At 65.2% G+C, this 11590-nt stretch carries 10 protein-coding genes and 1 pseudogene; 5 read left to right on the top strand and 6 right to left on the bottom strand.

Translation table 11 applies throughout. The features are described from left to right. The 4 genes from VIR62_RS01855 to rnk all read left to right on the top strand — a co-directional run. A partial coding sequence (locus tag VIR62_RS01855) for an efflux RND transporter periplasmic adaptor subunit (RefSeq protein ID WP_431868202.1) occupies nt 1-958 on the top strand: 958 nt, incomplete at its 5' end. A gap of 10 nt (nt 959-968) precedes the next feature. Further along, nucleotides 969-4052, top strand: a complete 3084-nt coding sequence (locus VIR62_RS01860) for an efflux RND transporter permease subunit (RefSeq protein ID WP_431868204.1) — start codon at nt 969-971, stop codon at nt 4050-4052. A gap of 32 nt (nt 4053-4084) precedes the next feature. After that, complete coding sequence (locus VIR62_RS01865; RefSeq protein ID WP_431868206.1) at nt 4085-5350, top strand: DUF445 domain-containing protein; 1266 nt, start codon at nt 4085-4087, stop codon at nt 5348-5350. Nucleotides 5351-5580: 230 nt separating this feature from the next. Beyond that, a complete protein-coding gene (gene rnk / locus VIR62_RS01870; RefSeq protein WP_431868208.1) occupies nt 5581-6003 on the top strand; it encodes a nucleoside diphosphate kinase regulator in 423 nt (140 codons plus the stop codon). On the opposite strand, the gene murA is transcribed toward rnk, so the two are convergent. The 6 genes from murA to VIR62_RS01900 form a co-directional block, all read right to left on the bottom strand. Continuing rightward, the gene (murA, locus tag VIR62_RS01875; RefSeq protein WP_431868210.1) at nt 6000-7283 is read right to left on the bottom strand and encodes a UDP-N-acetylglucosamine 1-carboxyvinyltransferase; all 1284 of its coding nucleotides are present in this window, start codon (nt 7281-7283) and stop codon (nt 6000-6002) included. The two genes, rnk and murA, sit on opposite strands and share 4 nt — an antisense overlap. 68 nt (nt 7284-7351) lie before the next feature. Next, nucleotides 7352-7690, bottom strand: a complete 339-nt coding sequence (gene clpS / locus VIR62_RS01880) for an ATP-dependent Clp protease adapter ClpS (RefSeq protein ID WP_431868212.1) — start codon at nt 7688-7690, stop codon at nt 7352-7354. A 185-nt stretch (nt 7691-7875) separates the two neighbouring features. Further along, nucleotides 7876-8337: a phasin family protein gene (locus VIR62_RS01885; RefSeq protein ID WP_431868214.1), complete on the bottom strand. Its 462-nt coding sequence runs from the start codon at nt 8335-8337 to the stop codon at nt 7876-7878. A 109-nt stretch (nt 8338-8446) separates the two neighbouring features. Continuing rightward, nucleotides 8447-8899 (bottom strand): hypothetical protein, encoded by a 453-nt coding sequence (locus VIR62_RS01890; protein WP_431868216.1) that lies wholly within the window; start codon nt 8897-8899, stop codon nt 8447-8449. Nucleotides 8900-8942: 43 nt separating this feature from the next. Then, entirely contained in the window at nt 8943-10730 is a 1788-nt protein-coding gene (locus tag VIR62_RS01895; RefSeq protein WP_431868218.1) for a PHA/PHB synthase family protein, read from the bottom strand. Between the two features lie 211 nt (nt 10731-10941). Then, the gene (locus VIR62_RS01900) at nt 10942-11112 is read right to left on the bottom strand and encodes a hypothetical protein (RefSeq protein WP_431868220.1); all 171 of its coding nucleotides are present in this window, start codon (nt 11110-11112) and stop codon (nt 10942-10944) included. Between the two features lie 337 nt (nt 11113-11449). On the opposite strand from VIR62_RS01900, the pseudogene VIR62_RS01905 reads away from it, so the two are divergent. Next, nucleotides 11450-11590 (top strand): annotated as a pseudogene (locus VIR62_RS01905) (aminotransferase); the annotation flags it as partial.

An 11590-nucleotide genomic window follows, 5' to 3' on the forward strand; every position in this document is an offset into this window, starting at 1 on the left:
GCAGGTATCGCGCACCATTTCCGCGACCGGCACGCTCGCCGCGCGCCGCGACATGCCCGTTGGCGTCGCCGGCGAAGGGGGCGAAGTGAGCCGCGTGCTCGTCGAGGCCGGGGATTGGGTGAATGCAGGCCAGACGCTCGCCACCATCGAGCGCTCCGTCCAGTCGCAGCAGGCCCAGCAGCTCGCGGCGCAGATCGAGGTCGCCAAGGCCGAAGCGGCGCTGGCCCAGAACGAGCTCGACCGCGCGCTGGCGCTGGTCGACCGCGGCTTCGTCTCCAAGGCGGACGTAGATCGCAAGACCGCCGCTCGCGATGCCGCCAATGCGCGCGTTCGCGTCGCCCAGGCGCAGCTCGGCGAAACCCGCGCCCGTATCGGCCGCCTCGACGTGCGCGCGCCGGCGAGCGGATTGGTGCTCGATCGGATGGTCGAGCCGGGCCAGATCGTGGGGCCGGGCTCGGGCGCGCTGTTCCGCATCGCCAGGGGCGGCGAGATGGAGTTGATGGCCAAGCTTTCGCAGGAGGATCTGGCGCAGGTGTCGGCCGGCATTCCGGCGACGGTGACGCCGGTCGGTTCGACCAAGAACTATCAGGGGCAGGTCTGGCAGGTCTCGCCGGTAATCGACCCTCAGACCCGTCAGGGTGACGCCCGCATCGCCATACCTTACCAGCCGGATCTGCGGCCCGGCGGCTTCGCCAGCGCCATGATCGTGACCGGCGCGGTCGATGCTCCGCTCCTGCCGGAATCGGCGGTGCTGAGCGACGACCAGGGCAATTATGTCTATATCATCGACAAGAACGACACCGTCGTTCGGCGGCCGGTCCGGACGGGCCAGATCACCGACGAGGGTGTCGCCATCGTCGAAGGCCTGAACGGAACCGAGCGGGTCGTGCAGTCCGCCGGCGGCTTCCTCAACCCGGGCGAGAAGGTCAGACCGGTCCGGCAGAAGGCCGCGCGCTGAAGGACGAGCCATGAATTTCCGTAACATCTCCGCCTGGTCGATCCGCAACCCGATTCCGCCGATCGTCCTGTTCGTGGCGCTGACCCTCGCCGGGCTGATCTCGTTCGTGCGCATGGATGTGCAGAACGATCCGGACATCGACTTTCCGGGCGCGCTGGTGCTCATCAGCCAGCCCGGCGCCGCCCCGACCGAGATGGAGACCCAGGTCACCCAGCGCGTAGAGGCGGCGATTCGAAGCATCGAGGGCATCGACGAGATCAACTCGACGATCACGGAAGGCTCGTCGGAGACCTTCGTGCAGTTCGACCTCGGCACCCCGATCGACCGCGCCGTTACCGACGTTCGCGACGCCATCGCCCAGATTCGCGGGGAGCTGCCGGACGGCATATTGGAGCCGCAGGTCATCCGGGTGTCCACTTCGGGCAACTCGCTGGCCTATTATGCCGCCGAAACGACCGACATGACGCTCGAGGAGCTGAGCTGGTATGTCGACAATAATGTCGCCAAGTCACTGCTCTCCGTGTCGGGCATGGCGGAGGTTTACCGCCGCGGCGGCGTCTCCCGCGAAATCCGGGTCATCCTCGATCCGGCGAGGATGCAGGCGCATGGCCTGACCGCCAGCGAGGTCAACGCCCAGCTGCGCCAGGTGAACCTCAACGCGGCCGGCGGACGAGCGGAGATCGCCGGCTCCGAGCAGTCGGTTCGCATCCTCGGCAACGCGGCCAGCGCGCATGAGCTGGGCGAAACCCGCATCGCGGTCGGTGACGGGCGCACGGTCAAGCTGTCCAACATCGCCGACGTGCGCGACCTGTATGCGGAGCAGCGATCGATCTCGCTCGTGGAAGGTGGGCAGCAGGTGACCACCTTCGGCTTCGCGCGGGCGAAGGGCGAATCCGACATCACCGTCTACGACGACGCCGTCAAAGTACTGGAGAAGCTCGAGGAGCAGAATCCCTCGGTTCATTTCACCCAGCTCTTTACGACCGTCGACTATGCCAAGGATCAATATAGCTCGGCGATGGAAGCGCTGGTCGAAGGCGCGATTCTCGCCGTCATCGTGGTCTTCCTTTTCCTGAGGGACTGGCGCGCCACGTTGATCTCGGCGCTGGCAATCCCGCTGTCGGCCATCCCCACTTTCTGGTTCATGGACCTGATGGGCTTCACGCTGAACAGCATGACGCTGCTCGGCCTCAGCCTTGTCGCCGGCGTACTGGTCGACGACGCGATCGTGGAGATCGAAAATATCGTGCGCCATATGCGCATGGGCAAGACCGCCTATGAGGCGTCCATCGAGGCCGCTGACGAGATCGGGCTCGCGGTGCTCGGCACGACCCTGACGATCGTGGCGGTCTTCCTGCCCGTCGCCCTCATGCCCGGTGTGGCGGGGCAGTATTTCAAGAATTTCGGCATGACGGTGGTCGCTTCGGTGCTTACCAGCCTTGCGGTCGCCCGATTGATCACGCCGATGATCGCGGCTTATTTCCTGAAGGCGAAAGGTCATGCGAAGCACGGCGAAGGCTGGCTGATGGACCGCTACATGGAGGTGCTGCGCTGGACCCTGCGGAATCGTTGGAAGACGGTGGGCATGGGCGTGCTCGCCTTCATCGCCACCATTGTCACCTTCGCACAGCTGCCATCCTCCTTCTTCCCGCCGACCAACCAGGACACCAGCCGCATATCGATCCAGATGGTGCCGGGGACGACACTCGAGCAGACCCGGGCGGTGGCGGAGCGTGTGATGGACCAGATGTCCGAGCAGCCCGTCGTCGAGCGTGCCTTCGCTCGCATCGACGTCGCCAGCGCCACCGTCTATCTCCGGCTCAAGGACGATCGCGAGGTGACCAGCATCGAATTCGAGCGGTCGCTGGCGCCGACGCTCGCCCAGGTTCCCGATGCTCGCGTCAATTTCATGTCACAAAATGGTGGCGGGGGCGGCAGCAATCGCGACGTTTCCATCACGCTGGGCGGCGACGATCCGGAGCAACTGATGCAAGTGGCCACGCAGTTGGTCGGCGAAATGGGCGGCGTCAGCGAAATCGTGGCGCCCCGCATCGAGGGGAACCTGCAGCGGCCCGAGATCGTGATCCGGCCGCGCCTCGACCTTGCCGCCGACCTTGGGGTCACCACGGCGGCATTGAGCCAGGCAATCCGTATCGCGACCCTCGGCGACATCGACCAGAACGTCGCGAAATTCTCGCTGTCCGACCGCCAGATCCCGATACGGGTGGCCTTGGACGAGGATGCGCGAGAAAGGCTGTCGACGATCGAGAATCTGCCGGTCGCCACGCAAAGCGGCGGCTCGGTGCCGCTGAGCGTCGTCGCTGAAGTCGGGTTCGGCGCCGGCCCCACCCAGATCGACCGCACCAATCAGGTGCGCCAGATCACGATCGGCGCCGACTTGGCGCCGGGCGTGGTCAGCGGCGAGGCGATGACCCAGATCGAAGCGCTGCCGACCCTGTCGAACCTGCCGCTCGGCGTGTCGCGGCTGATCTTGGGCGACACCAAGTGGCAGCGGGAGCTGATGGTCAACTTCGTCATCGCGGTAGTCTCCGGCATCCTGCTGGTGTTCGCGGTGCTGGTGCTGCTCTATCGCTCGGTCATGCCGCCCTTCGTCAATCTCGGCTCGCTGCTGCTCGCCCCGCTCGGCGGCGGTCTGGCGCTGCTGATAACCGGCAATCCCTTGTCGCTGTTCGTCTTCATCGGCATCCTCATGCTGCTCGGCATTGTCGGCAAGAACTCGATCCTGCTGATCGACTTCGCCCTTGAGGAGATGGCGAAGGGCGTTCGTAAGGCGGAAGCGATCCTGGACGCAGGCCACAAACGCGCCCAGCCGATTGTCATGACGACGGTCGCAATGGTCGCCGGCATGATCCCGACCGCGCTGTCGCTCAGCGGCGATGGCAGCTGGCGCGCGCCGATGGGCATCGTCGTGATCGGGGGGCTTATCGTTTCCACGGTGCTGACCCTGCTGATCGTTCCGGCGAGCTTCAGCCTTGCGATCGGCTTTGAGCGGTGGCTCGGGCCCAAGCTTTCCCGGCGTCTCACGACGGGCGGCAAGGACGCTCAGGTGCCGGGTGTGCAACCTGCGGAGTGAATCAAAGGCCGATTCCGGCTATTGAGGCGGGGATGACCCTGCTCGACCGGACCGGCTTTAACCGATTCAACCCCGCGCAGGGCGGCGCCCGCGGCATGAAGATCATCGCCACCGGCTCGCTGGTGTTGATGGCGGGCGTGTTTCTCGTCGCCAACAGCCTGGACGAGACATGGCCTGCCTGGGGGTTCGTCAAGGCGTTCGCGGAGGCCGCCATGGTCGGCGGCCTTGCCGACTGGTTCGCGGTTACCGCCCTGTTCCGCCATCCGCTCGGGCTGCCGATCCCGCACACGGCGATCATCCCCAAGAACAAGGACCGGATCGGCGACACGCTCGCCCAGTTCCTGCGCGAGAATTTCCTGACACCCTCGGTCGTCGCCCGCCGCATGCGGGGCGTCGATGTGGCCGGGGCGATCGGCAGGTTCCTCACCGACCCGCCCGGCGAAGGACGCCTGCGCCAGGGCGCTTCGGATCTCATCGCAAACATTCTCGAGGCGCTCGACCAGGAGCGGCTGGGCGGCATGGTCAAGAGCGCCATCGCCGGCCGAATGAAAGCCATGGAGGTGTCGCCCCTGCTCGGCAAGTCGCTTGACGCGGCGATCACCGAGGACCGCCACGTGCCGGTGCTCGACGGCATTATCGGCTGGGCAAGCCGGACGCTCGACGCCAATGAGGACCTTATCCGGTCGATGGTGCACGACAAATCGGGCTGGGTCATCCGCTTCACCGGCTTCGACGCGCGAGTCGCCGACGGCATCATCGATGGCCTCAGACGCCTTACGATCGAGCTCGCGACCGACGTCAGTCACCCCCTGCGCGCGAAGGCGGAAGACTCGCTCGCCGCGCTCGCCTGGGACCTCCAGTATGACGACGCGGTACGCGCGAAGGTCGAGGACGCGAAAAAGGACATCATCGCGAACAAGGCTTTCGGCGACTGGATAGACGGCCTTTGGGAAAAGACGCGCGCCGGTCTGCTCAAGGCGGCGCGCGATCCGGACGCCACGATGGCCGGAAAGTTCGGCGAGGCGATCCGGGCGCTGGGCGCGACGCTGCAGGAGGATGCGAAGCTCAAGGCGACGATCAACCAGTTCGCCCGGCGCGCCGTCGTCGGCGCCGTGGCGGCCTATGGCTCGGGTATCGTCACCCTCGTCTCCGATACGATCCGCGGCTGGGACGCGCGCACCGTCACCGCCCGGCTGGAGAATGCCGTTGGCCGCGATCTCCAGTATATCCGGATCAACGGCACGCTCGTCGGCGGGCTTGTCGGCCTCGTCATCCACATGGTGGAAGTGCTCGGCTGAGCGGATTCGTCGCGCGTCCTTTTGACAAGCGGCGCGCCGTGTAGCAGTCTTCCGCTCATGGGTATGCCCTTCTTCTTCAGGCGTTTCCGCCTTCGCGCCGGCCAGCTTCCGGCACGCATCTGACCCCGGATCGGCCCTCGGCATCGGTCCGGGGGCTCCTCTCCCTTTCACAATATCGTCGAGCGCCGGTCGGCTGTACGTCGCCGCGCCGATATCGAAGGAAAAATGCCATGGCCGCCATTCCCGTCCGCTCGTCCGGCGCCCGTCCGCCGCTACATTTGCTCGACACCGATTCCGATTTGCTGGGCGATCTCGCGCTGAGGGCCGAACACCGTTTCCCGGTCGTAGCGGCCATGCTGCTCGCCGAGATCGAGCGGGCCGAGATTCATGACGCTGATACCCTGCCGGAGGACGCGATAACGCTCGGGTCCGAAATCGAGTATCTGGACGAGGCCAGCGACACGCGGCGCACGGTCCGCCTGGTCCTTCCGGCCGAGGCGGATATCGAGGCGGGGCGGATCTCCGTCCTCACCCCCATGGGCGCAGGGCTCATTGGTCTTTCCACCGGCCAGACTATCGAATGGCCCGACCTGGAGGGGCGCGAGCGCCGAATCAAGATATTGGCCGTGAGGCGACCGCAGACAAAGACTTAGGCGTCGCTGACCCGCTCGATATCGGCGCCGACCGCCTGCAGCTTCTCTTCCAGCCGCTCGTAGCCGCGGTCGAGGTGGTAGATGCGGCTGACCTGCGTCTCGCCCTCGGCGGCGAGGCCGGCGATGACGAGGCTCATCGAGGCCCGAAGGTCGGTCGCCATCACCGGCGCGCCGATCAGCCGGTCGACGCCGCGCACGACGGCCGAGCGGCCGCGAACCTCGATGTCGGCGCCCATACGGGCGAGCTCGGGAACGTGCATATAGCGGTTCTCGAAGATCGTCTCGGTCAAAAGGCTGGTGCCGTCGGCGAGGCTCAGCATTGCCATGAACTGCGCCTGCATGTCGGTCGGAAAGGCTGGAAAGGGGGCAGTGGAAAGCGAGAGCGGTCGGGTCGGGCCGTTGGCGCTGACCTTGATGCCGCCCGGCATATCCTCGATGGTCAGGCCCGCGTCCTGGAGGCCGCTGAGGATGGACGGCATCGTCTCCTTGCGCGCGCCGGCCAGCTCCAGCGATCCGCCGGTGATGGCGGCGGCGCAGGCGTAGCTTCCCGCTTCGATCCGGTCCGGCATGACCGAGTAGGTGGCGCCGTGCAGCTCATCCACTCCCTGGATGGTCAGCGTATCGGTCCGCAGACCGTCGATGCGCGCGCCCATCGCGATCAGGCATTTGGCGAGATCGGTGATTTCCGGCTCGCGAGCGGCGTTTTCGATTACCGTCTGCCCCTTGGCGAGGACGGCGGCCATCAGCGCGTTTTCGGTCGCGCCGACCGAGACGACAGGAAAATTGATATGGCCGCCGACGAGGCCGCCCTTGGGCGCCGTCGCCTTCACATAACCGGCGGCGAGCTCGATCTCGGCGCCCAGCGCCTCCAGCGCCTTCAGGTGCAGATCGATTGGCCGGTTGCCGATCGCGCAGCCGCCCGGAAGCGAAACCGTCGCCTGGCCGGCCCGGGCCATCAATGGACCCAGAACCAGGATCGAGGCGCGCATCTTGCGAACGATGTCGTAGGGCGCGACGGTGGAGCTGATCGTCGAGGCCCGCAAGGTCATCACCCGGCCGAATTCTTCCGGCTTGGAGCCTTCGATCGTGGTCGAGACGCCGAGTTGGTTAAGGAGATGGCCGAAACTGTCGACGTCGGCGAGGCGCGGCAGGTTGCGGAGCGTCAGCGGCTCGTCGGTCAGCAGGGCGCAGGGAAGAAGCGTTAGCGCGGCGTTTTTGGCACCGGAAATGCAGATTTTGCCTTCAAGGCGCTTGCCGCCGCGGATGATGATGCGATCCATGCGGGGCTTCTAGGGAATTGCGTGGAGGGCGCAAGAGAGTCTCCCTCCCGCTTGAGGGAGGGAGGCGTTCAGGCCTTTTCAAGCGTACACTGGAGGGGATGCTGGTTCTCGCGGGCGAAGTCGATGACCTGGGCGACCTTGGTCTCGGCGACTTCATAGCTGAAGACGCCGCAGACGCCGACGCCGCGCTGGTGGACGCTGAGCATCACACGTGTCGCGTCCTCGATGTCCATGCGGAAGAAGCGCTGGAGGACGAGGACGACGAACTCCATCGGCGTATAGTCGTCGTTGAGCATCAGCACCTTGTAGGGCGACGGCGTCTTGGTGCGGGTGCGCGTGCGGGTCGCGACGCCAAGGCCCGTGCCCTGGTCGTCGTCCGTCCGGTCGTCGCCGGCGGCCCTGATCAATGAATCGAACGCAATCATCTCAAAACTAAAATATGGCATTTGGTGGTGACGGGGCAAGACCGGCCGTCGCCTGTGAAACCATAATTCGGGACAGTCCCCCCCGGTTCCCGGCACAAGAAAAGGCGGCCGCTCCACGGATGGAGCGACCGCCTGTCATCTCCCCGGAGGGGGGGTGGGGAGATGTCTTAGAGGGCGAGCGTCTTCACGCGCTCGGCCGCAACCGTGTAGCGGCTGGTGATCGGCTCGGCGACTTCGCCGGCGAGCTTGATCACGGCCTCGCTCATCTTCGAGCTCTCGGCGACGAGGTTGTCGAAGGCGGAGCGGACATAGTCGCTCTGGAGCTTGAAGAAGTCGGTCGGCGACTTGACTTCGGCGAAGCTCTTGAGGGCAGCCGAAGCTTCCTCGAAGCTCTTGCGGCCATAATCGGCGGCTTCCTGGCCCAGGGTCTCGACGCCCTTGGCGGCGATCTTCGAAGAGGCGACGAGCGCCTCGACATTGCCCTTGGTCAGCTCGGTGGCTTCCTCGAACAGCTTGGTGCTCTTCTCGACGGCAACCTTGGTGCGCTCATTGGCTTCGCCAACGGCGGCCTGGAAGCGGTCGGCGGCGAACTTGCCGGTCTCGGCGGTCTTGGTGGTGTCCTTGGTCATGATCCTGATCCCTTCGTCGATGCAATGCGGGTCTATGTTGCATTGCACAAATAAGGGATCGGATGCCGCATTGCAAGAGAAAATTGTGCGGTGCAACAAAAGTGAAATTTCAGCGTCGAAACATGCGCCTGACTTTGCCCCGTCGTTCCTTCACGAAGGCGATGTTCGCCTGGGCGCTGGGCGACTCCCCGGCGGCGTCGCTAAGGCCGGACCGATCGGGGTCATAGGCCGTCACGATCACCCAGCCGGTGATGAAATAGTCGGCCGGGCTCATCCCGCCGGCGAGCAGGCGCACACCGGTTTCGGCATCCTCGCCGAGCTCGGAGACCGCCGCCTCGGTCTTCATGCAATTGGGGTAGCCGGGCAGGATTTCGAGATCCTCGTCCTCGCGATAGGTCGCGACGGACCAGAAAGTCTCGAAATTCTCCAGGGTCAGGCGATGGCTGAGAATGCCCTCGCGAAGCGCGACGCATTCCGGCGCGTCCTCCCCGCGCTGGCCGGCGGCCGCTTCGCCGGTCGAGAGCAGAAGGATCAACAGAGCCAGCCTGGCCGTCCAGCCCATCGGGAACGTCTCCTACAGACGCTTATACCATCCTTTCATCGACTTAGCGCGCCTTTACGTAGCCGCCGGGTGCATCCTCGAGGGCTTTGAGCTTGCCTTTGCCGGGCTCGCGGGGGCCGATGGCGAAGGCCTTGTCGGGGGAGAGGCTCTCGATCCAGCCGATCCAGTCGGGCCACCAGCTGCCCCTGGTTTCCTTCGCCCCGGCGATGAAGGCCTCGAGCGTGTCCGCCTTTTCGTCGTTGGTCCAATATTGATATTTCTGCGCCTCGGGCGGGTTGACGACGCCGGCGATATGGCCGGAGCCCGCCAGCACGAACCTGAGCGGGCCCTGGAAATGACGGGTGATCTTCCAGACGCTTTCGGGCGGCGCGATATGGTCCTCGCGGCCGGCCTGAACGTAGGTCGGTGCCTTCACCTTGCCGATGTTGATCGGGGTGCCGTCCACCGTGACACCGCCCGGCAGGACGAGGCGGTTCTCGCGGTAGAAGTCGCGCAGATAAGCCTGGTGCCATTTGGCGGGGAGGTTGGTCGTGTCCGAATTCCAGTGGAGGAGGTCGAAGGGGGTGTAATCCTCGCCCATCAGATAATTGTTGGTGACATAGCTCCAGATCAGGTCGCGGCCGCGCAGCAGGTTGAAGGTCGCGGCCATGTAGCGACCGTCCAGATAGCCCTTGTCGGCCGAAAGCTGCTCGATGAGCTGCATCTGCTCGTCGCCAAGGAAGAGCGACAGGTCGCCGGCTTCGGAGAAATCGACCTGGGCGGTGAGGAAGGTCGCGCTCGCGACCTTGTCCGCCTCGCCCCGCGCTTCCAGGAACGCCAGGGTGGCCGCCAATGTGGTTCCGGCGACGCAATAACCGACAGTGTGGATCGCCTCGACATCCAGCAACTCACGGATCGTGTCGACGGCGTCGATCTGGGCGGCGACATAGTCGTCGAGCGTCACGTCGGCCATGCCCTCATCCGCCGATTTCCAGGAGACCATGAAAACGGTGAGGCCCTGCTCGACCGCCCAGCGGATGAAGCTCTTCTTCGGGTTCAGATCGAGGATGTAGAAGCGGTTGATCCAGGGCGGGAAGATGACGAGCGGCGTCTCGAACACTTCCTTGGTCGTCGGCGCATATTGAATGAGCTGGTAGAGCTCCGTCTGCTTCACGACCTTGCCCGGCGTCACCGCAATATTGCGGCCGACCTCGAAGGCTTCAGGATCGGTGTGGGTGAGCTGGCCCTTACCGATGTCGCGGAGCATGTTTTCGAGGCCCTTGAGCAAGTTCTCGCCCTTCGTCTCCAGCGTCTTTTCCAGCACGAGCGGGTTGGTCAGCGCGAAATTGGAGGGGCTCATCGCATCGACAAAGGATCGGGTGGCGAAGCGCAGCTTCTCGCGGTCCCGGGCGTCCATGCCCTCGATCGCTTCGACCGAACCCAACAGGTGGTCGGAGATGAGGACGTAGCTCTGGCGGATCATGTCGAAGAGCGGGTTCTGGCGCCATTCGGGCGCCGAGAACCGCTTGTCCTTGTCCGCCTTCTCCTCGATCTCCGACTTGGCGCCGTCGCCGCCGAGCGCCCGCTGCCAGATGGCGAGCCCCTCGGTCCACATATCGACCTGCGCCTTGGCGATCCGGCCCGGATCGGCGAAGAGACCCATCCCCGGCCTCGGCATCGCGGCCGCGCCCGTCGCGGCGGGTGCCGCCTCGCCCCATTGTTTGGCGACATGCTCCATCATCAACTGCTGCGCGCGGCCCATCACCCAGGTCCAGTGCTGCATCTCCTCCAAGCTCGGGAAGGGCGCGGCGCCCTCGGCCCCGGGGCGGGTATCGGCTTCCGGATCGGCCATGTTCGGGCTCCTCTAAGCTACGCGTCTAAACGGAAGTGGATCGGGAACGACCGCTCGTCATTGCGAGGAGCATCGCGACGAAGCAATCCAGACGGCGCCGAGCTGGATTGCTTCGCTCCGCTCGCAATGACGGTCGGGCATGTCTCATCGGCTTTTGAACGTCCTTGAAGGCGAAACGGCCCCGAGGCGAAGTTGACGACATTGATGACCTTTACACGGAATCGCCAACATTTCCGCTTCCCGCGCGGACCCAGCTTGGCGGGATCATGTTGCCTTCGTCCGTCTCGATCCAGCCCTCTGCAAGGCGCTTGGCTTTCTCACGCGAGCCGAACGCCGCCAGCCGCTTGACCAAAGCCTCCCACACCTCTTCGTTGCTCGCCACGCGGGGAAGCAGCTTGGTGCGGACCTCCCGCTCGATCTCCTTGCGCTCATGCGCCAGCAGCCGCTTGCGGCAGAAGCCGGAGCGGGGGGGCTGTATTTCTTGCGGTTGGCGCCCTGGAGCAGCAGTCGCAGCACCGAATCCGAACGCTTGAGCCTCGTGCCGACGACCTTGCCGTACTGGATCACCTCTTCCTCAAGCCCACCACGCCCTGCTCCCAGGCCGCGATCTCCACCGGCACCGCTGCCATCTGCAAAGCCAGCTCGCAATCGAACAGACCCGCCGCCATTTGCACGTCGCGGACTTCACCCCGCCCCCGCAAATCTCTACAGGCGGCCGCATGACCGACGATTTCTACCGCATCCGCCGCCTGCCGCCTTATGTTTTCGCCGAGGTGAACGCGATGAAGGCTGCGGCGCGGGCGCGGGGGGAGGATATTGTCGACCTCGGCATGGGCAATCCCGACGGGGCGCCGCCGGCG

It is taken from the genome of Allosphingosinicella sp., assembly GCF_036570505.1.
Classification (GTDB): domain Bacteria; phylum Pseudomonadota; class Alphaproteobacteria; order Sphingomonadales; family Sphingomonadaceae; genus Allosphingosinicella.

Bases quoted from the DNA above. Each gene is read 5' to 3' on its own strand.
- VIR62_RS01860 (WP_431868204.1), top strand. From the start codon at position 969: ATGAATTTCCGTAACATCTCCGCCTGGTCGATCCGCAACCCGATTCCG.
- VIR62_RS01865 (WP_431868206.1), top strand. From the start codon at position 4,085: ATGACCCTGCTCGACCGGACCGGCTTTAACCGATTCAACCCCGCGCAG.
- VIR62_RS01890 (WP_431868216.1), bottom strand. From the start codon at position 8,899: ATGGGCTGGACGGCCAGGCTGGCTCTGTTGATCCTTCTGCTCTCGACC.
- murA (WP_431868210.1), bottom strand. From the start codon at position 7,283: ATGGATCGCATCATCATCCGCGGCGGCAAGCGCCTTGAAGGCAAAATC.
- VIR62_RS01895 (WP_431868218.1), bottom strand. From the start codon at position 10,730: ATGGCCGATCCGGAAGCCGATACCCGCCCCGGGGCCGAGGGCGCCGCG.
- rnk (WP_431868208.1), top strand. From the start codon at position 5,581: ATGGCCGCCATTCCCGTCCGCTCGTCCGGCGCCCGTCCGCCGCTACAT.
- VIR62_RS01885 (WP_431868214.1), bottom strand. From the start codon at position 8,337: ATGACCAAGGACACCACCAAGACCGCCGAGACCGGCAAGTTCGCCGCC.